This is a genomic window from Pseudomonas sp. FA117, from assembly GCF_057370475.1.
Map to the genome: position 1 here is coordinate 858,106 of NZ_CM170675.1, position 21,157 is coordinate 879,262.

At 64.9% G+C, this 21,157-nt stretch carries 16 protein-coding genes, 1 tRNA gene and 1 pseudogene; 7 read left to right on the plus strand and 11 right to left on the minus strand.

Annotated elements, in window-relative coordinates:
* Positions 1-21: 21 nt before the first annotated feature.
* Together AC1TXO_RS04050 and rimI are read left to right on the plus strand one after the other, a co-directional pair.
* Positions 22-816: an energy transducer TonB gene (locus AC1TXO_RS04050; protein WP_486405140.1), complete on the plus strand. Its 795-nt coding sequence runs from the start codon at positions 22-24 to the stop codon at positions 814-816.
* Positions 813-1,268, plus strand: a complete 456-nt coding sequence (gene rimI, locus AC1TXO_RS04055; RefSeq protein WP_486405141.1) for a ribosomal protein S18-alanine N-acetyltransferase — start codon at positions 813-815, stop codon at positions 1,266-1,268. Before AC1TXO_RS04050 ends, rimI begins: the two co-directional genes overlap by 4 nt.
* A 45-nt stretch (positions 1,269-1,313) precedes the next feature.
* On the opposite strand, the gene AC1TXO_RS04060 is transcribed toward rimI, so the two are convergent.
* Positions 1,314-2,471, minus strand: a complete 1,158-nt coding sequence (locus AC1TXO_RS04060) for a hypothetical protein (RefSeq protein ID WP_486405142.1) — start codon at positions 2,469-2,471, stop codon at positions 1,314-1,316.
* Positions 2,472-2,536: 65 nt separating this feature from the next.
* Between AC1TXO_RS04060 and AC1TXO_RS04065 the strand changes: the two genes are divergently transcribed.
* Positions 2,537-3,121 (plus strand): D-Ala-D-Ala carboxypeptidase family metallohydrolase, encoded by a 585-nt coding sequence (locus AC1TXO_RS04065; RefSeq protein ID WP_486405143.1) that lies wholly within the window; start codon positions 2,537-2,539, stop codon positions 3,119-3,121.
* On the opposite strand, the gene AC1TXO_RS04070 is transcribed toward AC1TXO_RS04065, so the two are convergent.
* Positions 3,061-3,978: a LysR substrate-binding domain-containing protein gene (locus AC1TXO_RS04070; RefSeq protein ID WP_486405144.1), complete on the minus strand. Its 918-nt coding sequence runs from the start codon at positions 3,976-3,978 to the stop codon at positions 3,061-3,063. The two genes, AC1TXO_RS04065 and AC1TXO_RS04070, sit on opposite strands and share 61 nt — an antisense overlap.
* 157 nt (positions 3,979-4,135) lie before the next feature.
* Here AC1TXO_RS04070 and AC1TXO_RS04075 point away from each other — a divergent pair, with 157 nt between their 5' ends.
* A complete protein-coding gene (locus AC1TXO_RS04075; RefSeq protein ID WP_486405145.1) occupies positions 4,136-4,753 on the plus strand; it encodes a LysE family translocator in 618 nt (205 codons plus the stop codon).
* Between the two features lie 64 nt (positions 4,754-4,817).
* Here the strand turns inward: AC1TXO_RS04075 and AC1TXO_RS04080 are convergent.
* From AC1TXO_RS04080 to AC1TXO_RS04095, 4 genes and pseudogenes are all read right to left on the minus strand, one after another.
* A pseudogene (locus AC1TXO_RS04080) lies at positions 4,818-5,189 on the minus strand (transposase); the annotation flags it as partial.
* A gap of 50 nt (positions 5,190-5,239) precedes the next feature.
* Positions 5,240-6,459 (minus strand): IS3 family transposase gene (locus AC1TXO_RS04085; RefSeq protein WP_486405146.1). Its coding sequence is split into 2 segments (ribosomal slippage): positions 5,240-6,111 and positions 6,111-6,459, totalling 1,221 coding nucleotides; the frame shifts between segments, so codons are not numbered across the junction.
* Positions 6,460-6,560: 101 nt separating this feature from the next.
* Positions 6,561-6,637 (minus strand) — tRNA-Met (locus AC1TXO_RS04090).
* Positions 6,638-6,732: 95 nt separating this feature from the next.
* Entirely contained in the window at positions 6,733-7,665 is a 933-nt protein-coding gene (locus tag AC1TXO_RS04095) for a FecR family protein (protein WP_486405147.1), read from the minus strand.
* 983 nt (positions 7,666-8,648) lie between these two features.
* Here AC1TXO_RS04095 and AC1TXO_RS04100 point away from each other — a divergent pair.
* Together AC1TXO_RS04100 and AC1TXO_RS04105 are read left to right on the plus strand one after the other, a co-directional pair.
* A complete protein-coding gene (locus AC1TXO_RS04100) occupies positions 8,649-9,872 on the plus strand; it encodes an MFS transporter (RefSeq protein ID WP_486405148.1) in 1,224 nt (407 codons plus the stop codon).
* 348 nt (positions 9,873-10,220) lie between these two features.
* Positions 10,221-11,390, plus strand: a complete 1,170-nt coding sequence (locus AC1TXO_RS04105) for an MFS transporter (protein WP_486405149.1) — start codon at positions 10,221-10,223, stop codon at positions 11,388-11,390.
* Between the two features lie 85 nt (positions 11,391-11,475).
* Here AC1TXO_RS04105 and AC1TXO_RS04110 read toward each other — a convergent pair whose 3' ends face one another.
* From AC1TXO_RS04110 to AC1TXO_RS04120, 3 genes are all read right to left on the minus strand, one after another.
* Positions 11,476-13,947 carry a TonB-dependent siderophore receptor gene (locus AC1TXO_RS04110; protein WP_486405150.1) on the minus strand — a complete coding sequence of 824 codons (2,472 nt, stop codon included), beginning with the start codon at positions 13,945-13,947 and terminating at the stop codon, positions 11,476-11,478.
* Positions 13,948-14,056: 109 nt separating this feature from the next.
* The gene (locus AC1TXO_RS04115; protein WP_486405151.1) at positions 14,057-15,007 is read right to left on the minus strand and encodes a DUF4880 domain-containing protein; all 951 of its coding nucleotides are present in this window, start codon (positions 15,005-15,007) and stop codon (positions 14,057-14,059) included.
* A complete protein-coding gene (locus AC1TXO_RS04120; protein ID WP_486405152.1) occupies positions 15,000-15,515 on the minus strand; it encodes a sigma-70 family RNA polymerase sigma factor in 516 nt (171 codons plus the stop codon). Before AC1TXO_RS04120 ends, AC1TXO_RS04115 begins: the two co-directional genes overlap by 8 nt.
* Before the next feature lie 234 nt (positions 15,516-15,749).
* Between AC1TXO_RS04120 and AC1TXO_RS04125 the strand changes: the two genes are divergently transcribed.
* On the plus strand, positions 15,750-18,152 hold the full coding sequence (locus tag AC1TXO_RS04125) for a DUF3772 domain-containing protein (protein ID WP_486405153.1): 2,403 nt from the start codon (positions 15,750-15,752) through the stop codon (positions 18,150-18,152).
* Between the two features lie 44 nt (positions 18,153-18,196).
* On the opposite strand, the gene AC1TXO_RS04130 is transcribed toward AC1TXO_RS04125, so the two are convergent.
* Together AC1TXO_RS04130 and AC1TXO_RS04135 are read right to left on the minus strand one after the other, a co-directional pair.
* Complete coding sequence (locus tag AC1TXO_RS04130) at positions 18,197-19,627, minus strand: aldehyde dehydrogenase family protein (RefSeq protein WP_486405154.1); 1,431 nt, start codon at positions 19,625-19,627, stop codon at positions 18,197-18,199.
* A gap of 13 nt (positions 19,628-19,640) precedes the next feature.
* Entirely contained in the window at positions 19,641-21,140 is a 1,500-nt protein-coding gene (locus AC1TXO_RS04135) for a purine-cytosine permease family protein (protein ID WP_486405155.1), read from the minus strand.
* Between the last annotated feature and the right edge of the window lie 17 nt (positions 21,141-21,157).

The window sequence follows — 21,157 nt, forward strand, 5'->3', positions numbered from 1 at the left end:
GCACCCCCGGAAACCAGAGCCTTGCTGACCGAACCCCGCCGACGCGCCTACCTTTCCGCCATGCAAGTGGTGCATTGGCTGCCGCGTGCCGAACTGCCGTTCGCCGCGCCCTCGCGCCCCGAGCTGCTGTTGCCGGTGGCGCCGGTCGAAGACCTCGACTTCGAGGTGCAGCCCGCACGCGCTGCGCCTGTACAGCCGGAGCCGACGGCGGTCCAGGCCCGCTCCGGCGAGCGGCCGAAGATCGAGATCCCGCGCCCCGGTAGCACGCCCAAGGCCGCGACCAAGCCGGCAGATCCGGAGCCCGAGACCGTCAAGGTTGCGCGCCCGGCCCCGGTGCCACCGCCGCGCTTCGCCCTGCAGTTGCTGCGCGCCGGTGGTTGCCTGCTGCTGGTGGAGCTTGCCACCGGCCAGCCGTTCCAGAGCCGCGATCCTTCCTACCTGCTGCTCAAGGACATGCTGCGCGCCGCCGGCCTGCCGGATGCACCGCAGATCATCGGCGAGCCGGTGCGCTGGCCGCTGTTCGTGCGCGGCAACATGGAGCAGGGCCCGCAGGCGGCGCGCGACTTCGTCCAGGGCTTCCTCCAGGCGCGCCTCGAGGAGGCCCCCTGCAGTTGCCTGTGGCTGGTCGGCCTGCCCGCCGTGCGCTTTGCCGGTGATGCCGATGACCAGGCCTACTGCAAGGTCTTGAAGATCGACGGCCTGGGTGATGCCTGGGCGCTGCCGGGTCTTGAACTGTTGATGGACGAGCCGCAGCGCAAGGCGGACGTCTGGAAAGCGATGCGCCAGCTGATGGCGCGCTGGAAGAGCGTTGAATGAGTGACTCGATCAGTTTCCGCCCGATGACCGAGGCGGATCTGGATACCGTGCTGAAGATCGAATATGCCGCTTTCAGCCACCCCTGGACCCGCGGCATCTTCCAGGATGCGCTCAAGTCCTACGAGGTGTGGCTGATGTTCGACGGCCAGCAGCAGGTAGGACACGGTGTGATCAACGTGATCATCGATGAAGCGCACCTGCTCAATATCACCGTCAAGCCGGAAAACCAGGGGCGCGGGTTGGGCTTGCGCCTGCTCGAGCACCTGATGGCGCGGGCCTGGCAGCTCAACGGGCGTGAGTGTTTCCTGGAAGTGCGGGCCAGCAACCAGTCGGCCTATCGCCTGTACGAACGCTACGGGTTCAACGAAATCGGTCGGCGTCGGGACTACTACCCCATGGCCGGCGGGCGCGAAGATGCCCTGGTGATGGCCTGCACCCTGTTCGAAGACTGAGTTTGCGGGGGATTCATCGCGGGACGAGCCCGCGATGGCTCCACCTCAGGGTTGCGGTTGTTCCACTTCGACCGGCTTGCGCAGATCTCGCAGGCTGCGCGTTACCGTCCCGGTATTGCACTTGGCTGCCGCCTGCTCTGGCGTCATGTCACGGATGGTGCGGTAGAACAGTTCGCAGGTCTGCTTCTTCTGCGTCACCTGCCACTTGGTCGAGCAGGCATCGAGGGTCAGCTTGGCGTCGGCCTGCGGGTTGCGCCCCATGCCCGCCTGCCAGCAGGCCGCAGTCAGGTCCTGGCCCATCATCTTCAGGCCTGCCGCATCGGCCTTGTCCTGATCGCCACCGGTGTTGTTCTTGTCGGCTGCATACCAGATCGCGCTGGGGTGGTTGGCACCGAGTACCGGCACCTGGCTGCCCGCCTCGGGGCTGATGCTGACCAGTCCCAGTACATTGACCCTCGGCCCGTACTGCTGCTGGATCCAGCTGCGTACCGGAGCACCGAAGGCGACCATCGGCAAGGGGCTGGCGCCGCGGCGCAGGGTCATCTCGCCGACCATCCGCGTCTGGTAGTCGCTGAAATAGCTGTAGGTACCTTCCAGGTCCTTGCCGGCACTGGCGGGCGCTGCGATCGGGGCAATGTCGACGATGGTCTGGTAGGCCGGGGTCTGGCTGGCATCGACACCGTTGAACGTCAGCAACTGCGCCCAGCGATCGGTAGTGTTGGAGCGCAGGTAGTCCTGGGCCTGGGTCAGCGAATAGTCCGGCGGGAAGTGCAGCAGCTCGATGCTGCGGCGGTTTTCCAGGGCCATGCCCAGCGGCAGGAACAGGTACCAGTCGTAGGCCCACTTGCCGTCCTTGTTCAGCCGGGTCGCGCCCTGGTAAGCCAGCTCACCGCTGTCGAGCAGCTTGCGCAACGGCTCGGCGTAGCTGGCCGGAACTTCACTGATGTGCGCCTGCAGCTTGTCGTGGTCACGGCTGACCTGCACCTTTGCAGTGGCGTAACCGTCGCGGCGTACGCTTTGGGTCAGGTAGTGCTCGACGGTCTGCTCCAGTGTCCAGTCGCGAAAGCAGATCACGTGGCAGTTGTTGGGAAAGGCGAACAGGCGGGTGACCCGCTGCGCGTCGCCCAGCTCGATCTGCGCATCCGCCAGGGCCACGCCGCTGAAGGCGAAGGCGGCCAGCGCCGATACAGCCAGCTTTTGCATGCTTAACTCCTTGTCATTGGCCGCCAGGGGCGGCGGCTGCTCATACTGGATGAAGAGGGTGGGGGATGAACAGTGCGCGGGCGTGGCTGTTGGCGACGTCGCTTGTCGGCATGAACCTGGCGGTTGCCGAGGAGCGCGACGTGCGGATGTTCGCACTGTGGGCGGGCGATCACGACACCCGCGGATTTCGCCAGATGCTGGTGGAGGCGCGGCTGTACGGGGTGGTTCCGATCCATGAGTTGCTGCGCTCGGCGTCGGACTGGCGCTTGTGTCGCGCCTCACCCTTCGCTGTGCCACCCAGGGCGCAGTGGCCGGCAGTGCGTTCGACCCTGACGCTGATCCGCACCCTCGATGAGCAGGGCATCCTGCGCCGCTTCGAAGTAGTGTCCGCCTACCGTGACCCTGCGCTCAACGCCTGTGCCGGTGGCGCCGTCGGTAGCGCGCATACCCGGGCATTCGCCGTCGACCTGTTGCTGCCGGACTGGGCCGATCCCAATCCGCTGTGCGCGTTCTGGCAACAGCATGGCCAAGCCTGGAACATGGGGCTTGGGCGTTATCCTTCCGGGCGTATCCACCTCGACACCGCGGGCTATCGTACCTGGGGTGGCGACGGCAGCGCCGGGTCTTCGTTCTGCGCCAGGCCCAGCTGATCCAGGCTGCTGCGGCACTGCTGCACGACCCAGTCAGCGAAGCGCTGGCGCTTGCTGCCATCATCCAGCGGTCGCGGGCTGAGCAGGTGGTAGGCCGAGCCGTCGCGTAGAAAACCGCAGGGTGCCTGTAACTGGCCGCCGTCCAGTTCATCGCGGACCATCAACGCCGAGGCCATGGCCAGCCCCAGCCCGGCGCTGGCGGCCTGGATCGACAGGTAGAAGTGTTCGTAGTCGCTGCGCTCGGCAGTTGCGGCGCTACACCCGCTCAGGCGCAGCCAGGTGTTCCAGGCGCTGGCGCGGCTGTTGCTGTGCAGCAGACGCTGGCCGTCGAGCGTGACGAACGGGCCTGGCCGGGCAACCGGACCTATCCATTCGTCGCAGATTTTCAGGCTGTGCAGTTGGCGATCCCAGTGGAAGTCGTCGCGGCGCAGCGCCAGGTCGATACCACCGCGAGTGAAATCAACCGGGCCACCAGCGGCCACCAGGTGCAGTTGCAGGTCCGGATGGCTGGCGTGGAAGTCTGGCAGGCGCGGGATCAGCCAGCGCATGGCGAGGGTCGGTTCGCACGAGAGCACCAGGATGTTGTCCGGCGCTTGCTGCTGCAGGCGTTGCACCGTAGTGGCGAGCTGCTCGAAGATCGACTGGGTGGTATCGAGCAGCGCGCGGCCGGCGGGGGTGAGGAAGACCGCGCGGTTGCGGCGCTCGAACAATTGAACCCCCAGGCCTTCTTCGAGCAGGCGCACCTGGCGGCTGACGGCACCGTGGGTGACGTGCAGTTGCTCGGCGGCCCGCACGAAGCTTTCGCTGCGAGCGGCGCTGTCGAAGTAGCGCAGGGCGGTGAGGTGCGGCAGCTTCATGGCGTATTCCATTGAGTCTGGACCGGGTCGGTTTCAACTTGGTCATAGGTGACGAAAACTAGCAGATAAGCTTGCGTTGTAATCGTTTTTTTCCTGAGGTAGGTCTCTTCGATAATCGTGGCTTCTGTGTGTTTTTGTCACCTATCGAGGCTCCCGAATGACCGAATTGATTGCTGTCGCCCTGTTCACGCTCCTGGCTGTCATCAGCCCGGGTGCCGACTTCGCCATGGTCACCCGCAGCAGTTATGCACAGGGGCGCCGGGCCGGGTTGGCAGCGGCGTTGGGGATTGCCCTGGGGGTGCAGGTGCATGTGCTGTACACCCTGTTCGGCATTGCCGTGCTCATCAGCCAGAGCCCGACGCTGTTCCTGCTGATGAAGACCCTGGGGGCGGGGTATCTGGTCTACCTCGGCTACAAGTCGCTGACCAATACCCGGCGTATCAGCCTCGATGGCCTGGTACAGACGAGCACGACGGGTGTGTTCGCCGCGCTGCGCACCGGTTTTCTCACTAACGCATTGAATCCCAAGACCATGCTGTTCGTGATCAGCGCCTACACCCAGGTGGTGAAACCGGACAGTGCACTGGCGCTGAACCTGGGGTATGGCGCCTTCATGTCGTTTGCCCATTGGGCGTGGTTCAGCCTGGTGGCGGTGTTTTTCTCCAGCGCTGGCCTGCGCAAGGCGATGATCGAGCGGCAGGTGCTGGTGGACCGGGTGATTGGAGTGGCGCTGATCGGCCTGGGCCTGGCGGTGGCCGTGGCGGGGGTACGCTGAGCGGGCATTATTGCAGTGTCTAGTCCTGAAATAGGTTTACACCCGTTCAGGTAGGCCACAGGCCTCAAAACGCCCGATGTACTGCCTCGGGCGTTTTGTTTTTCAGGGCCATATGAGGCCGTTCTGTGTTGTAGATCTGCACTGCCTCATCAACCATCTTCCTCGCCTGCTCAAGATCTTGAGGGCTGCTCAACAGCAGCTCCATCTTGAGGATCCCGTTGATTCGCTCCGCCAGCGCGTTCTGATAGCAGTCATACCCATCAGTCATGGAGCACTGAACGTCATGCCGTTGGTGCAGTGACTGGTACAGCGTCGAGCAGTATTGGATGCCTCGATCCGAATGGTGGACTAATGGCTGGCGACGACGTCGCTTTCGTAAGGCCTGCTTGAAAGCTTGCGCCACTGACTCGGCATGCAGGCTTTCATGGACATGGTGGTGTCTAGTCCTGAAATAGGTTTACACCTGTTCAGGTAAGCCGACAGGCCTCAAAACGCCCGATGCACCGCATCGGGCGTTTTGTTTTTTAGGGCCATATGGGGCCGTTCTGTGTTGTAGATCTGCACTGCCTCATCAACCATCTTCCTCGCCTGCTCAAGATCTTCGGGGCTCCTCAACAGCAGCTCCGTCTTGAGGATTCCGTTGATGCGCTCCGCCAGCGCGTTCTGATAGCAGTCATACCCATCAGTCATGGAGCACTGAACGTCGTGCCGCTGGTGCAGTGACTGGTACAGCGTCGAGCAGTATTGGATGCCTCGATCCGAATGGTGGACCAATGGCTGGCGACGACGTCGCTTTCGTAAGGCCTGCTTGAAGGCTTGCGCCACTGACTCGGCATGCAGGCTTTCATGGACGTGGTGGCCAACAATTTTCCTGGAGTACGCATCCGTTACCAGGCTCAGATACAGCGGGCCGTTACGGGCGGGCAGATAAGTAATGTCGGCAACCCAGACGTGTTCCGGCCTTGTCGGAACAATCTGGCTTGGCCCGGGCTTGAGTAAGTTGGGGTGACGATAGAAGCGATGAAAGCTCTGCGTTGTCTTGTGATACGCCCGCTTAGGCAGCACTAGCAGGCGGCGCTCACCCAAGACCTGGAAAAGCCTGTCTCGGCCGACCTGGACTCGTCTGTCAGGTTGGCAATGCAGCAGATAGTGCAGCTTGCGTGTACCCAGACGAGGCTGACGCATCCGGATTTGCTGTACGAACTCAACCACTCGATCCGTCTGGCGCTCTTTGTCATCAGCGGCTTGGTTGCGCTTGTAGTATGCCTGTCGACTGATGCCTAGAAACTGACAAGCCCTGGCAATGCTCAGCCCTGCGACTTGAGCTTGCGTGAGGACTTGCCGGATCGCTTTTTTACGACCGATACACCGTAGTCATTTTTCAGAACATCAACGACCGTCTCAAAGAACTGAGCCTTCTGACTCATCAGCTCAAGCTGCTGCTCAAGCTCTTTGATTCGCTGCTCTGGAGTGAGCGTTTTGGGGTCAGACATCGCGCAGCTCCTCTCGTCGCGGATCGAGGCCCCCTGGCTCCAATCCTGCCGACCGTGCTTACGCAACCATACCAGAACCGTAGATTTTCCTTGGATGCCGTACCGCTCCCGGGCCTGGGTGCAGGTCAGCTCGCCTTTTTCGACCTGATCGACCACTGCCAATTTAAAAGACAGCGAGTAATCACGCTGTGTGCGCTTTACACCTTGATCCATCTGACTCTCCGGAAATTCGGGATGGGAGGTGTAAACCTTATTTAGGACGGGACACAGGCAAAGAAAAAGGGCTTACCTTGCGGTAAGCCCTTTTCGGAGTTTGGTGGCTACACAGGGACTTGAACCCCGGACCCCAGCATTATGAATGCTATGCTCTAACCAACTGAGCTATGTAGCCAACTGGCGCGCATTATTCTCTTGTAATGCCCCTCTGTCAACACTCATTTCAAAAAAAATCTGCACGCTTTCAAAAACTTAGCCGGGCGGCCCGTCTCAGCGGACGATCAGCCAGTGGCCGAGCAGGTTGTTGACCTGCAGATGCTGGGCGGAGGCGAGGCTGTCGAGGGTTTCTGCGGGGCGGTCGAGGTTGAAGTCGCCGCTGACCCGCCGATAGGCGGTCTGCTCGTCCATCAGCCAGACCCGTTGACCCCGATAGCCGGCCAGACGCTCCAGCACCTGGTGCAGGGGCATGTCCCGGGCAACCAGCTGCCCGCTGCGCCAGGCATCGGCGGTCTTGACGTCGACCTTTTCCACCGCTTCGATGCGTCCCGATGTGAACCTGACCCGCTCGCCCGCCGACACCATGCGCTGGTCGCCGCCCTGGTTGAGCATGGCCTTGCCGCTGAGCACCACCAGTTCGTCGTGATCCCTGCTGCGGGCGATCATCAGGCGGGTGCCGAACACCTGGATCCGCGCCTCGTCCACCTGCACTTCCAGGGCGCGCCCATCGAGCATCACCTCAAGGTACACCTGGCCCTGTACCAGTTGCAGGTGGCGGGTGCGGCCGCGCAGGTCGACGTTCATGGCGCTGGCGCTGTCCAGATGCAGGGTCGAACCGTCCGCCAGGCGCAGGCTGCGGCGCTCGCCTGCAGCGGTGTGCAGCTCGCTGCCCAGGCGTTGCATCAGCGGCCAGTAGAGGTAGGCGAGGGCCGCCAGCAGCAACAGGAACAGCACGCCCAGCAGTTTGCCCCAGTGGCTGCGGCGCGCTGCGAGTATCCGTGGCCGCGGTCGGGCAGGGGGGCTCTGCAGCTGTTGCCAGCGGCTTTCCAGTGCAGCGAAGGCGCGGGCATTGTCCGGGTCCTGGCACCACAGGGCGAAGGCCTTGCGCTGGCGCTCGTCGTTGCCGGGCTGGCGCAGGCGGGCGAACCATTCCAGCGCTTCGCGTTGGGGGTCGTGATCGAACTGCGCGGCGGGCATCGGGTTCATGGGATCGGTCTGCTCGCGAAGAGGGCGGTTCGGCCCGGTGTTTGCGGAGGGGAATGGTCTGAGGATGCTAAATATAGTGAGAACCATTTGCAAGTGGGTGCGCGATGGATGGTCTTGCTCTTGCTCTTGCTCTTGCTCTTGCTCTTGCTGTGGCTTCTAAGCGCGCGATGGATCAGACACCACAAGGTGCGACCTCAGGAGGCCGAGCAGAGGTGCCTGTAGGGCCAGGCGCGCAGCGCCCTTCGGCGTAGCCGAAGTCGCCAGGCGAAGTGTTTGCGCAGCAAACCGTAGCGGCGATGGGCCCGGAAGGCGCCGGCGCGAGGGGACCCCGGAGCGTAGCGTAGGGGCCGTATGTGGGAGCGAGGCGGTTTTGGTTACTTTGCCCGCGAGCAAAGTGACTCGCTGTAAAAGCGAAAAGGTGATTGGGCCTCACACTGGCAAATGGATATGCACACGGTTTTCGCATCATCGCTCTTTTTTAGCCGCTTTGAGGCGAGGTGCATGGCTGCATGAATGGAGTGAATATCCGTTTGCCAGGGTGAGGCTCAATCACCTTTCCGCCCTTACGGCGGGTCACTTTTTGGCAAACGCCCGGTGTGCCGGCCCAGCCAAAAAGTAACCAAAAAAGGCTGGCTCCCACATACGGCCCCTACGCTGCGCTTCGGGGTCCCCTCGCTCCGGCGCCTTCCGGGCCCATCGCCGCTACGGTTTGCTGCGCAAACACTTCGCTTGGCGACTTCGGCTGACGCCGAAGGGCGCTGGCGCGCCTGGCCCTTCAGACGCCTACGCTCGGCCTCCTGAGGTCGCGATTTGTGGCGTCTGAGCTATCGCGCACTTAGAAGCAAGATCAAGATCAAGATCAACAGCGTGTTTGTACCGACCGATCTCTCGTCGCCCCGAAGAAAAACAAATTAAGGGTGGCTTCGTATCCAGATGTTTCTAATAATCGGATGCCAACCTGACTGAGCACGGATGTCGAGCCCATGGCCATCAGCAGTACCCCGATTAGCCCTCCCACCAGCAGCGCCGCGCCGACCTCCGGCAGCAGCCCGCTGGTGATGCGGATCATCACCTTCTGCGCACTTGCGCACCTGATCAACGACCTGATCCAGTCGGTACTGCCGGCGATCTACCCGATGCTCAAGGCCAACTACGACCTGAGCTTCGCCCAGATCGGCCTGATCACCCTGACCTTCCAGGTCACCGCTTCGCTGCTGCAGCCCTGGGTCGGTTTCTTCACAGACAAGCGGCCCACGCCCAACCTGCTGCCGCTGGGGACCCTGTGCACCCTGGTGGGCATCGTCATGCTGGCGTTCGTCGGCAGTTTCCCGATGATCCTCCTGGCCTCGGCGCTGGTGGGCATCGGCTCGTCGACCTTCCACCCGGAAACCTCGCGCATCGCGCGCCTGGCCTCGGGCGGGCGCTTCGGCCTGGCCCAGTCGACGTTCCAGGTGGGCGGCAATGCCGGTTCTGCGTTCGGCCCACTGCTGGCGGCAGCCATCGTCATTCCGTTCGGCCAGAGCCACGTTGCCTGGTTCGGCCTGGCCGCACTGTTCTTCTTCGGCGTGACCCTGCTGCTGCGCCGTTGGTACAAGGACCACCTCAACCAGTTCAAGGCGCGCAAGGCCGCAGCCGCCACCCACGGCCTGTCGCGCCAGCGCGTGCTGGCCGCGTTGATCGTGCTCGGGCTGCTGGTGTTCTCCAAGTACTTCTACATGGCCAGCTTCACCAGCTACTTCACCTTCTACCTGATCGAGAAATTCGACCTGTCGGTGGCCAGTTCGCAACTGCACCTGTTCCTGTTCCTCGGCGCGGTGGCAGCGGGCACGTTCTTCGGCGGTCCGATCGGTGACCGCATCGGACGCAAGGCAGTGATCTGGTTCTCGATCCTGGGCGTGGCGCCGTTCACCCTGGCATTGCCCTATGCCGACCTGTTCTGGACCACCGTGCTGAGCCTGGTGATCGGCTTCATCCTCGCCTCGGCGTTCTCGGCGATCGTGGTATATGCGCAGGAACTGGTGCCGGGGAACGTCGGCATGATCGCGGGCATCTTCTTCGGGCTGATGTTCGGCTTCGGCGGGATCGGTGCCGCGTTGCTGGGCTATCTGGCTGACTTGCGCGGGATCGAATACGTGTATGGGTTGTGTTCGTTCCTGCCGTTGTTCGGGTTGCTGGCGGTGTTCCTGCCGTCTACCGGTAAGCGTTGAGATCTCAGCGCGCCTGTTGCGCCCCTTTCGCGGGTGAACCCGCGAGAGGGGCCGCGCAGTTGACTGAACGATCAGCCCTGGCCTAGAGTGCCTGCTCCTTCATTTTTCTCTGCGACCCGAGCAATGCGCCCCCCACACCTCCTCAGCCACACCTGCCTGCCTGTCGCCCCGACAGCGCGTCGCGCGTGGCCGAGCGACACAGTGCTCAAGCGCCGGCGCAGCGTCCTGTTCGCCTTCACCTTCTCGCCACACACCTCGCACTGAACTGATCTGCGCCCCTTTGTGCTGCGCCGCCTCGGCGTGGCCGTGGGCGCCTGCGTTTGCACGTCTTTTTCAGTGGAGTGATACATGAACATGCGTTTGCTGGCGGGCCTGCTGTTCGCCGTGTCGGTGGTGGGCTTCAGCCTGGGGGCCAGCCTGCCGCTGGTGTCGTTGCGTCTGCACGAGGCGGGGGCCGGCACCCTGGAAATCGGTATCGTCTCGGCCATTCCCGCTGCCGGGATGATGCTGTCGGCGTTCATGGTCGACGCCTGCTGTCGGCACCTGACCCGGCGCACCATCTACCTGCTGTGCTTCAGCCTCTGCGCCCTGAGCATCGGCCTGCTGGAGTGGTCGTTCGCCTCGATCTGGCTGCTGGCGTTGCTGCGTCTGGCGCTGGGCATCGGCATGGGCATCGCGATCATCCTCGGCGAGTCGTGGGTCAACGAGCTGTGCCCGGAGTACAATCGCGGCAAGATCATGGCCCTGTACGCCACCAGCTTCACCGGCTTCCAGGTGCTGGGGCCGGCGATGCTGGCGCTGGTGGGGGCCAACAGCCCCTGGGTGACCGGTGTGGTCACCGCCTGCTACGGCCTGGCCTTGCTGTGCATCCTGTGCACCGTGCCCAACGACCACGTCGAGCACGGTGAAGAGGGTGACAAGAGCTTCACCCTGTCAGGCTTCTTCCGCGTGGCGCCAGCGCTGTGCATGGCGGTACTGTTCTTCTCGTTCTTCGATGCGGTGGTGCTGTCGTTGCTGCCGGTGTACGCCACCAGCCATGGCTTCGCCGTGGCCGTTGCGGCACTGATGGTGACCGTGGTGTTCGCCGGCGACATGCTGTTCCAGCTCCCGCTGGGCTGGCTGGCGGACCGCGTGGAGCGCACCGGGCTGCACCTGGCGTGCGGCCTGGTGGCGATGGCCATCGGCATCGCCTTGCCGTGGCTATTGCAGATGAGCTGGTTGTTGTGGCCACTGCTGGTGGTGCTCGGCGCCGTCGCGGGTGGGATCTACACCCTGGCGCTGGTGCTGATCGGGCAGCGCTTCAAAGGCCAGGACCTGGTGACCGCCAATGCCAGTGTCGGCCTGTTGTGGGGGGTAGGCAGCCTGGTCGGACCACTGGTCAGTGGCGCGGCGATGGATGTGGCGCCGCATGGATTGCCCATGGCGCTGGCGCTGATGGCGGGGTTGTTCGTGTGCTTTGCGCGGCAGGCCTGGCGGCGGGCTGGGCGGGGTGCTGTGCAAGTCAGTCAGGGCCAGTGAGGCTTGTTGGCGGGCAAGTCGGGGCGGTGAACCGCTCCCACATGGACACTGCAGGTCTGGTGGGAGCGGGCGCAGAGCTTGAAGGTCAGAAGCTGCCGCGCAAGGTCACCGACACATTGCGTGGATCACCCCAGTAGTAACCGGTCGCGGTGGGCGCCACCTGGCGGTAGTACTTCTTGTCGAAGACGTTGTTGGCGTTGAGCTGCAACGAATAGTTGTCGTTGAAGCGGTAGTTGACCATGGCGTTGTACACCGCATAGCCCGACTGCGTGGCCACCGCGTTGCCACTGCGGTTGTAGATGTCGCTCTGGGCCTGCACGCCACCGCCGATGGTCCAGGCCTCCAGCTCGCCTGGCAGGCGGTAGCTGGTGAACAGGCGCAGCATGCGCTTGGGGTCGGTGGTGCGGATGGCATTGCCGGTGTTGCTGGTGGTGTCCTTCAGGTATTCGGTGGTGTTGTAGGTGTAGCCGCCGCTGACATTCCAGCCCGGCAGCACTTCGCCGGAAATCTCCAGCTCGAAGCCCTGGCTGCGGTTCTTGCCGGCGGCGACCTTGCAATAGCCGCTGGCGTAGTTCGGCGGGCAGGGGTTGGGGCCGCTGATGTCGTCCAGCGGGTTACCGACCTGGTAGATGCGGAAGAACGCCAGCGAGGTGTTCAGCCGACCCTCGTAGAACTCACCCTTGATACCGGTCTCGTAGGCTTCGCCAGTGACCGGCGCGAGCACCGAGCCGCTGACGTCGGTGGCGGTCTGCGGGTTGAAGATTTCGGTGTAGCTGGCATAGGTGCTGAAGTTGTCGTTGAGGTCATAGATCAGTGCGGCGTAGGGCACGATCTTGTTGTCGACGCTGAACTTGCCGTTGGAACGGACGTTGTTTTCCTGCTCGTAGTCGTACCAGTTGGCGCGCGCGCCGATAATCGCGGTGAGTGGGTCGGCCAGCGAGATGCGCCAGGTGGCGTAGGCGCCCTCCTGGGTGGTGCGGGTGCGTACCGGGTGGGCGGTGATGTCGATGTTCGGGTTGGGCAGGCTGGTCTTCGGGTCCCACTGGCGGATGTCGAACACGCCGTTGGTGACGAAGTTGGTCGCCGAAGGCGAGGAGTCGTTGCGGATGCGCTCCACGCCGAGCATCAGGTCGTGGGTGCGCCCGAGCAGGTCGAACGGGCCGTTGAGGGTGGCGCTGAGGTTGTTCTGCAGGCTCTCGCCGTCATCGCCTTCGGTGACCTGGTAGTTCATCAGGTAGGGGTTGTTGGTCGGGTTGGCGGCCCCGGTGGCACGGCTGATGAAGGTCTGCTTGAAGCCGTCGTCGGCCAGCTTGAACTCGGTGCGCTGGGCCATCAGCTTGAGCTTCCAGTCGTTGTCGAAACGGTGCTCGAGTTCGGCGAAGGTCTGCAGGTTGCTGCGGTTCCAGCGGTTCCAGTCGGCGCCCAGGTAGGTGCTGCGCCCCAGCGGCAGGGGCTTGCCGTTGTAGTCGGCCGGCAGGCCGCCCCAGGAGCCGGTGGTGTCGAGCTTGGTCCACTCCAGGCCGGTGGTCAGGGTGGTGCTGTCGTTCAGGTCGAAGGCGGCCACGCCGTACAGCACTTCCTTGCGCTCCTGGCGCGCTTCCTGGAAATGGTCTTTTTCATCGTGCACCGCGATCAGGCGTCCGCGCACGTTGCCGGTCTCGGTCAGCGGCCCGGAAATATCGGCGACGTAGCGCTGGGCGTCCCACGAACCCAGGGTGACGCTGCCCTGGCCCTGGAACTGCGCAGTCGGGCGCTTGCGCACCAGGTTGACCGTGCCCGACGGGTTGCCTGCGCCGCGCAGCATGCCGGTGGCCCCGCGCAGGATCTCGGCGCGGTCGATGATCGCCGCATCGCTTTGTACGAACGAACCATTGCCGCTGCCCTGTGCGACGGTGGCGCCGTCGTACTGGATGGCGTCGATCGAATAGCCGCGCGAAAAGTACTGCACGCGCTCGCTGTCGGTCAGGTTGACCACCACGCCAGGCGTCTGTTCGAGCAGGTTGGTGAGGTTGGTGATGTTCTGGTCGTCGAGGCGCTGGCGAGTGACCACGGTCACCGACTGCGGGGTGCGACGGATGCTCTGCGGAGTCTTGCCGATGGTCACCGCGCCAGTGGTGTAGGAGCCGGTGTTCTCGGTGGTCTCGCCCAGGCGGTCGCTGGAAATGCTGGTGGCGCCCAGCTCCAGCGCATCGCCGACGTCCATCGCCGGGATCAGCAGGAAGCTCGTGTCGCCTTGCTGCTGGACCTGCACATCGCTGCCCTGCAGCAGGATCGACAGGGCCCGGGCGCTGTCGTAGCTGCCCTGCACGCCTTGGGTGGTCTTGCCCTTGAGGCTGTTCGCATCGAACGACAGGTTCAGACCGCCCTGGCGCGCCAGTTGGTCCAACGCGGGGGCCAGCGGGCCTGCGGGAATGTTCCAGGCGATCTGCTGGTTCTGGCTGGCCGGGGCGGCGAGGGCTTGGGTCGGGAGAACCGAACTGGCCAGGCCCAGGCCGAAGGCAGCGGCGTGGATCGCGCGGCGCAGGCTGTCGTTGCGGGGGGAACACGGGCGAATCATGAAACGCTCCTGAAGGTTGGGGTAGACCACTTTTCGGGCTTTGTCCCTTCAGGCCGGACGAGAATGAGATTCCACCTCATTTATTTTTTATATGTTCGAGCGACCTGCGTCAGGCCACGCCGATGCTTACCCAGTAGCGCGTGCGGTAATCGATGCGCACCGGCAGGGCCCGCGCGATCAGCAGCAGGATCTGATCGGTGTCGGCCAGCTGGTAAGTGCCCGACACCCTGAGCCCGGCAACCTCGGGGGCGCATCGGAGCAAGCCCGGTCGATAACGGGAAAGCTCGGCCACGAAATCCCCCAGCGGCATCTGCTGCACGCTGAGCACGCCCTCGGTCCAGGCCCACGGGTCGCCATGCAGGGTGGCCACCTCGGTCAGCCCCGAGGCACTCACCTGCAGCACCTCGCCGGTCTTCACCCACCGTGGGCGAGTGGAAGAGGGGAACAGCAGTGCCTCGCCACGGCGCACGGCCAGCAGCAGGCCTTCGTCGTTCTCGCGCAGCAGCAGTTGCGCGTTGCGGGTGTCCAGGTCGGCGATGGCAGTGTCGATGTGGAAGGTGCGGTTGTCGTTGGCGTTGCACTCCAGGCTGACTTCGCCACTGATCAGCGTCAGCACGCGCTGGTCGGCGCTGTAGCGCAGGTCGATGGCGCTGGCGGTGTTGAGCTGGATGCGGCTGCCATCGCTGCCGTGCAGGTCGCGGCGCTCGCCGGTGGCGGTGCGGCTGTCGGCCATCAGGGCGGGCAGGCCCAGGGGCGCGCGGGCAGTCCACACGGCGCCGCCGACCACCGCGAAGGCGGCCAGCAGCTTGAGGTTGTCGCGTCGGCTCATGCGCTGGCGGCGGGTGCCTTCCAGGGTGCGCCGGCTCAGGTCGGGCGGCAGCCCGGCCAGTTCATTGCCCAGGCTGTTGACCCGCTGCCAGGCCAGGGCGTTGTGCGGATGGCTGTTCAGCCAGTGCTGGAACTGCTGCTCATGGTGCGGCGAGGGGTCGTCGAAGCGCAGCTTCACCAGCCAGTCGATCGCCTGGTCGACCTGGGCCTGGGCGGGAATGCGCTCAGGCATCGGCGTAGCGCAGCCGGTAGCAGGTACCCAGCGCCCGTGCCAGGTCGCGCTCGACCGTGGCCCGCGACACCTCCAGGCGCAAGGCGATCTGCGGGATGCTCAAGCCGTCGAGCTGGGCCAGCAGGAACGCCTGGCGCACCCGCGGCTTGAGCAGGTGCAGGGCGCGGTCCAGACGTTCGAGGGTGTCGAGGATCACCAGGCGATGCTCTTCGCTGGGGGCTTCGCCTTCGGGCAGTGCGGCCAGGCTCTCCTGGTAGGCGCGTTCCAGTGCCCGGCGGCGGAACTGGTCGATCATCAGGCCTCGGGCGATGCTGCTCAGGTAGGCACGCGGCTCCTTGAGCGGCGAGCCTTGGCGTGCGCGCAGCAGGCGCACGAAGGTGTCCTGGGCAAGGTCGGCGGCGTTTTCCCGGCAGCCGACCCGGGCCCGCAGCCAGCCGCGCAGCCAGGCATGGTGGCTCTGGTAGAGCAGATCGATTTCGGCAGGCTTGAGCATGTCGTTCATCTGCATCGTGGCGGCGGCCCTGGTGGGGAGGAAGGTGGGAATATGATTGTGAATAGTTCTCAATTCTATGCGGAGCGATGCTGCCGGAGCAATGGCATACCAGGAATTTGTCTCGCAGGTTGTGGCCGCCTGGCGATGAACGGTTGCTTTGTCAGGGCCTGTGCCTGTCGAACCTGGGGCCTTTTCGTCGGCAGGCAGCGTAGAATCCTCCGCCTATCGAGTTGTATAGAGGGAAGTTCGATGAGGCGTGTGAGCCTTGAGCGTTTTTGCGTAGGGATTTTGGCCCTGATGCTGTGGGTGACAACGCCGGCTTGGGCGGCACCTGCCGCGCCGGTGTCGAGCCTGGCGGCGGCCGAGCAGCAGGTGCTGGACGAGAATGCCAGCCTTGAAGACTTGAGCGACCGGCTCGACCAGATCCGCCAGGGCGTGACCAGCAACGCCAATGACGACCTGCTCTCGCAGCTGCGCCAGTCGGCGCTGCAGGTCCAGCGTCAGGCCGATGCCCTGGCGACCCAGCGTACTGCCGATGTTGCCCGGCTCGACGATCAGCTCAATGTGCTGGGGCCGGTGCAGCCGGAGGAAGCCGAAAGCCTGACGCGCCAGCGCCAGCAGTTGGCCAGGCAGAAAAAGACGCTGGTGGACGAGCAGACCGAAGCCACCCAGCTCACCCAGTCGGCGCGCGACCTGTCGACGCAGATCGTCAACCTGCGCCGCAGCCTGTTCAACTCGCAGATCACCAGCCGCGCCGCGAGTCCGCTGAGCCCGGCGTTCTGGTCGAGCCTGATCCGACCGACCGATGAAGATGTGTCGCGCCTGCGCGACCTGCGTGGTGAGGCGGCCGATGCCGTGGCCAGTGCCTTCAGTGCCGAGCACCGCTGGCTGTTCATCGCGGCGCTGCTGGCTGCGGTGCTGGTCTGGACCCTGGTCCGGCGGGTGCTCGAGCGCCTGCTGGCCGATGCCATGATCCGCTGGCTGCCCGAAGGCCGACTGCGTCGCAGCGCCCTGGCCCTGAGCGTGGCGCTGGCGACGCTGGCAACCATCTCGGGCTCGGTGTCGCTGTTGCGCTGGGGGCTGGAAAGCAGCGCCGAGCTGGGCGCGGACCTGGCCAGCCTGACCAACCACGTGCTGACGCTGGTGGTATTCAGTGCCTTCATCTCCGGCCTGGGCCGGGCCATGCTGATGCTGCAGCGCCCGTCCTGGCGCCTGCCGCCGATCCCGGACGAAGTGGCCAGCGCCCTGGGCTGGTTCCCGCAGGCGCTGGCCCTGGCACTGGTGCTGCTGCTGACCCAGGAGCGCATCAACAGCGTGATCGGCACCAGCCTCGCGCTGACCCTGGCCACCAACGGCCTGACCGCCCTGGTGGTGTCGCTGCTGTTCGTCGCCGTGCTCGTGCGCTACCGCCGCACCCGGCGCCAGCATGGGCTGGAACGCCCGGCGGGGCTGGCCGGGCTGATTCCGTTCGTGGTGGTGGTGTGGGTCCTTGCAATCCTGCTGGCGCTGCTGGCCGGCTACCTGACCCTGGCCTACTTCCTTACCGCCAAGCTCCTGTGGATCAGCGTGGTGGCGGTGTGTGCCTACCTGCTGGTGACCGTGTTCGGCGACCTCTGCGAGACGCTGCTGTCACCGCGCCAGCCCGGTGGTCTGGCGCTGGCCTCGGCCCTGGGCCTGCAGCAGCGCCACCAGGCCCAGGCCAGTACGGTGCTGGCCGGCATCGGCCGCACGGTGCTGCTGTTCAGTGCTGCGCTGCTGGCCTTCATGCCTTCGGGCACCAGCCCCGGCGAGCTGTTGCTGAGCCTGGCCGACTGGGATGGCAGCGGTGGCAAGATCCTCGGCAACCTGAACATCGTGCCGCAGGACATCTTCCTGGCCGTGGCGATCTTCCTCGGCGGCATGCTGGCCATCCGCGTGGTCAAGCGCTGGCTGAGCGAGCGCCTGCTGCCGGAAACCGACATGGATGCCGGCATGCGTGCCTCGCTGGTGACGCTGGTCGGCTACCTGGGCTTCCTGTTCCTGGCCATGCTGGTGATGTCGACCCTGCACATCAACCTGACCAGCCTGACCTGGGTGGTCAGTGCGCTGTCGGTGGGTATCGGTTTCGGTCTGCAGCAGATCGTGCAGAACTTCATCTCCGGCCTGATCCTGCTCACCGAGCGTCCGGTGAAGGTGGGCGACTGGGTCAGCCTGGCGGGTGTGGAAGGTGATATCCGGCGCATCAACGTGCGCGCCACCGAGATCCAGATGTCCGACCGTTCGACGGTGATCGTCCCCAACTCGCAGTTCATTTCCCAGAACGTGCGCAACGTTACCATGGCCAACGCCTTGGGCGTGGTGGGCGTGACCCTGACCCTGCCGCTGGAGACCGATGCCAACCACGTGCGCGAGCTGCTGCTGCAGGCCTACAAGGACCACGAGGCGATCCTCGATGCTCCGGCGCCCTCGGTGACGTTCAAGGACCTGACCGCCAGCGGCATGGTGCTCAGCGCCAGCGGCTACGTGGCCGGGCCGCGTCAGGTGTCCGGCGCACGCAGCGACCTGCTGTTCGCCATTCTTGGCCGTTTGCGTGAAGAGGGCATCGCGCTGTCGTCGCCACAGAGCATGGTGTTGCTGCAGGAAGGCACGCGCGCGACAGACGAGTCGGTGTGATGCAAATGGGGCCGCAAAGCGGCCCCAACTGCATCACCGAGACCTTAGCCTAGGCACCGCGTCACATGCTTCACCGACAGATACCCCGACAAGCCCCAAGGCCCGAGCTCGCGTCCGATCCCGCTGCCCTTGGTGCCGCCCCATGAAGTCTCGACGAACACCGCCTGCACCGAGTTGATCCACACATGCCCGACCTCCAGCGCATCGGCCACGCGTTCGGCGCGTTCAAGGTCGGCCGAGCAGACGGTGCCCACCAGCCCGAAGCGGCTGTCGTTGGCCTGGGCGATCGCCTGCGCCTCGGTGGCGAAGCGGCGTGCGCACAGCAGCGGGCCGAAAATCTCTTCGCTCCACAAGCGGCTGGTCTCGGGCACATCGACATACAGCGTCGGGCTGACGAACCAGCCGTCACGGTCCAGCGTCTTGCCGCCAGCCAGGCACTCGAGCCCTTCCTCGCGCGCTGTGGCGAAATAGCCTGCAACCTTGAGCCATTGGGCCTGGCTGGTCAGTGGTCCCATTTCGACGTCGTCGGTCAGCGGGTTGCCCACGCGCAATTTCTCCAGTGCCGATTGCAGGCGTGGGAGCAGGGTATCGGCAATGCCATCCTGTACCAGCAGGCGCGAGGTGGCCGAGCACATCTGTCCGGCGTTCCAGGTGATGCCGGCGATGATCCACTCCACCGCCTGGTCCGGGTCGCAGTCGTCGAACACCACGATGGCCGACTTGCCGCCCAGCTCCAGCGTCACCGGGCGGCACTGCGCGGCGGCGCTGCGCATGACCTGGCTGCCCACGGCATTGCTGCCGGTGAACGACAGTTTGTCCAGGCCGTTGTGGCCGCTCAGGGCCGCACCGGTCTCGGCCTTGCCGTTGACGATGTTCAGCACCCCGGCCGGCAGGCCAAGGTGCTCGGCAATCTGCCCGTAGGCCTGCTCGACCAGCGGGGTGACCTCCGACGGCTTGAGCACCACGGTGCAACCGGCGGCCAGGGCCGGGGCGAGTTTCCAGGCACTGGTCACCAGCGGGAAGTTCCACGGCACGATCAGGCCCACCACGCCGACTGCCTCCAGGCGGGTGCGAGCGGTAAAGCCCGGGGCGGCCAGGGGCACGTCGCGGTTTTTCTGTGGCAGCTGTTCGGCCAGTTCCGCGTAGTAGGCGAAGGTTGCGACCGCATCGTCCAGGTCGATCTCGGCTTCATGACGCGGCTTGCCGTTGTTGCGCATCTGCAGCGCGATCAGCGTTTCGCGGCGGGCAGTCAACTGCTCGGCAAAACCGCGCAGCAGGGCTGCCCGCTCGGCGGCGGCGCTGTTCTTCCAGGTGGGCAGGGCGCGTCGGGCGGCGCGCACCGCCTGGTCGACCTGGGCGGCGCTGGCCGATTTCAGTTCGGCGAACGGCACCCCGAGCGAGGGATCGCAGACGCTGATGCTGTCGTTGCCTTGGCCTTCGACCCAGCGGCCGTCGATGTAGTGAGGTGTGGTCATGGTCGGATTCCAGTCAGGCCATTTCGGCAGTGGTCACGGGTGTCAGGGGAGCGCTTTTGCAGCGTACCCAGCGCGGGCCGCGCGGGCCGTAGACACCGGCAGGTTCGGGGAACAGGTTGAGCAGGATCAGGTACAGCACGCCGGCCAGGCCGAGGGTCACCGGCAGGCTCAGGTCGATGCCGCCAGCCAGGTCACCGAGCGGGCCGACGAACTGCCCCGGCAGGTTGACGAAGCACAGGCCCACCGCGGCGCTGGGGACCCAGGCCCCCATGCCGCGCCAGTTCCAGCCATGCAGGAACCAGTAATGACCGCCCCGCTGGCCGCGGGTGAACACCTGCAGGTCGTCGGCGTGGTAGAAGCCGCGGCGGGTGATCAGGCCGAGAATCATGATCACCATCCACGGGCTGGTGCAGGTGATGATCAGCACGGCGAAGGTCGACACGCTCTGCACCAGGTTGAAGGCGAAGCGGCCGATGAAGATGAAACCGATCGCCAGTACCCCGATCAGCAGGGTGGCGGCCGCGCGGCTGAGCAGGCGCGGGAAAACGCTGGACATGTCCAGGCCGGTGCCATAGAGCGCGGTGGTGCCGGTGGACATGCCGCCGATCACGGCGATCAGGCACACTGGCAGGAAGAACCAGGTCGGCGAAATCGCCAGCAGGCCGCCGACATAGTTGTTGGCCGCGATGTAGTCCGGGGCCTGGCTGGCCACCAGGGTCGCCGTGCACAGGCCGAACAGGAACGGGATCAGCGTGGCGGCCTGGGCCAGGATCACGGCCAGCATGATGCGCCGCTTGGGCGTGTGGCGCGGGATGTAGCGTGACCAGTCGCCGAGGAAGGCGCCGAACGAGACCGGGTTGCTCATGGCCAGGATCGCGGCACCGACGAAAGCGGCCCAGAACCCTGGCTGACCGAGATTGACACTGCCGGCGAAGCTTGCGTCGAACGGCGCGGCGAAGGCAGCGATGCCGAGCAGGAACAGCAGGCTCGATGCCCACACCGCGATCTTGTTGACCCACAGCATGAAGCGGAACCCGAAGATGCACACCACCAGCACCAGCACGGCAAACAGGCCGTAGGCCAGCCCCAGGCTGAGGTCGGTCTCCGGCAGGCCGGCCAGGCGCTTGGCGCCACCGACCAGCGCATCGCCCGAGCTCCATACCGACAGCGAAAAGAACGCCACTGCCGTCAGCAGCGACAGGAACGAGCCGACGATGCGTCCGTGCACGCCGAAGTGCGCGCCCGACGATACCGCATTGTTGGTGCCGTTGAGTGCACCGAACAGGCCCATGGGCGCGAGGATCAGCGAACCGACCCCGACCCCGAGCATGATCGCCCACAGCCCAGCCTGGAACGACAGCCCGAACAGTACCGGGAAGCTGCCCAGCACGGCGGTGGCGAAGGTATTGGCACCGCCGAAGATCAGGCGGAACAGGTCAAGCGGGGTGGCGTCGCGTTGATCGTCGGGGATCTGTTCGACGCCGTTGGTCTCGATACCGGTCGAGTGGCTCATGGTGGTGCTCCAGCGCG

What these genes read in the sequence shown, in the direction of transcription:
- AC1TXO_RS04075 (WP_486405145.1), top strand. Translation starts at nt 4,136, where the DNA reads ATGACCGAATTGATTGCTGTCGCCCTGTTCACGCTCCTGGCTGTCATC.
- AC1TXO_RS04110 (WP_486405150.1), bottom strand. Translation starts at nt 13,947, where the DNA reads ATGATTCGCCCGTGTTCCCCCCGCAACGACAGCCTGCGCCGCGCGATC.
- AC1TXO_RS04130 (WP_486405154.1), bottom strand. Translation starts at nt 19,627, where the DNA reads ATGACCACACCTCACTACATCGACGGCCGCTGGGTCGAAGGCCAAGGC.
- AC1TXO_RS04070 (WP_486405144.1), bottom strand. Translation starts at nt 3,978, where the DNA reads ATGAAGCTGCCGCACCTCACCGCCCTGCGCTACTTCGACAGCGCCGCT.
- AC1TXO_RS04060 (WP_486405142.1), bottom strand. Translation starts at nt 2,471, where the DNA reads ATGCAAAAGCTGGCTGTATCGGCGCTGGCCGCCTTCGCCTTCAGCGGC.
- AC1TXO_RS04065 (WP_486405143.1), top strand. Translation starts at nt 2,537, where the DNA reads ATGAACAGTGCGCGGGCGTGGCTGTTGGCGACGTCGCTTGTCGGCATG.
- AC1TXO_RS04115 (WP_486405151.1), bottom strand. Translation starts at nt 15,007, where the DNA reads ATGCCTGAGCGCATTCCCGCCCAGGCCCAGGTCGACCAGGCGATCGAC.
- AC1TXO_RS04105 (WP_486405149.1), top strand. Translation starts at nt 10,221, where the DNA reads ATGAACATGCGTTTGCTGGCGGGCCTGCTGTTCGCCGTGTCGGTGGTG.
- AC1TXO_RS04125 (WP_486405153.1), top strand. Translation starts at nt 15,750, where the DNA reads ATGAGGCGTGTGAGCCTTGAGCGTTTTTGCGTAGGGATTTTGGCCCTG.
- AC1TXO_RS04120 (WP_486405152.1), bottom strand. Translation starts at nt 15,515, where the DNA reads ATGCAGATGAACGACATGCTCAAGCCTGCCGAAATCGATCTGCTCTAC.
- rimI (WP_486405141.1), top strand. Translation starts at nt 813, where the DNA reads ATGAGTGACTCGATCAGTTTCCGCCCGATGACCGAGGCGGATCTGGAT.
- AC1TXO_RS04100 (WP_486405148.1), top strand. Translation starts at nt 8,649, where the DNA reads ATGGCCATCAGCAGTACCCCGATTAGCCCTCCCACCAGCAGCGCCGCG.
- AC1TXO_RS04095 (WP_486405147.1), bottom strand. Translation starts at nt 7,665, where the DNA reads ATGAACCCGATGCCCGCCGCGCAGTTCGATCACGACCCCCAACGCGAA.
- AC1TXO_RS04135 (WP_486405155.1), bottom strand. Translation starts at nt 21,140, where the DNA reads ATGAGCCACTCGACCGGTATCGAGACCAACGGCGTCGAACAGATCCCC.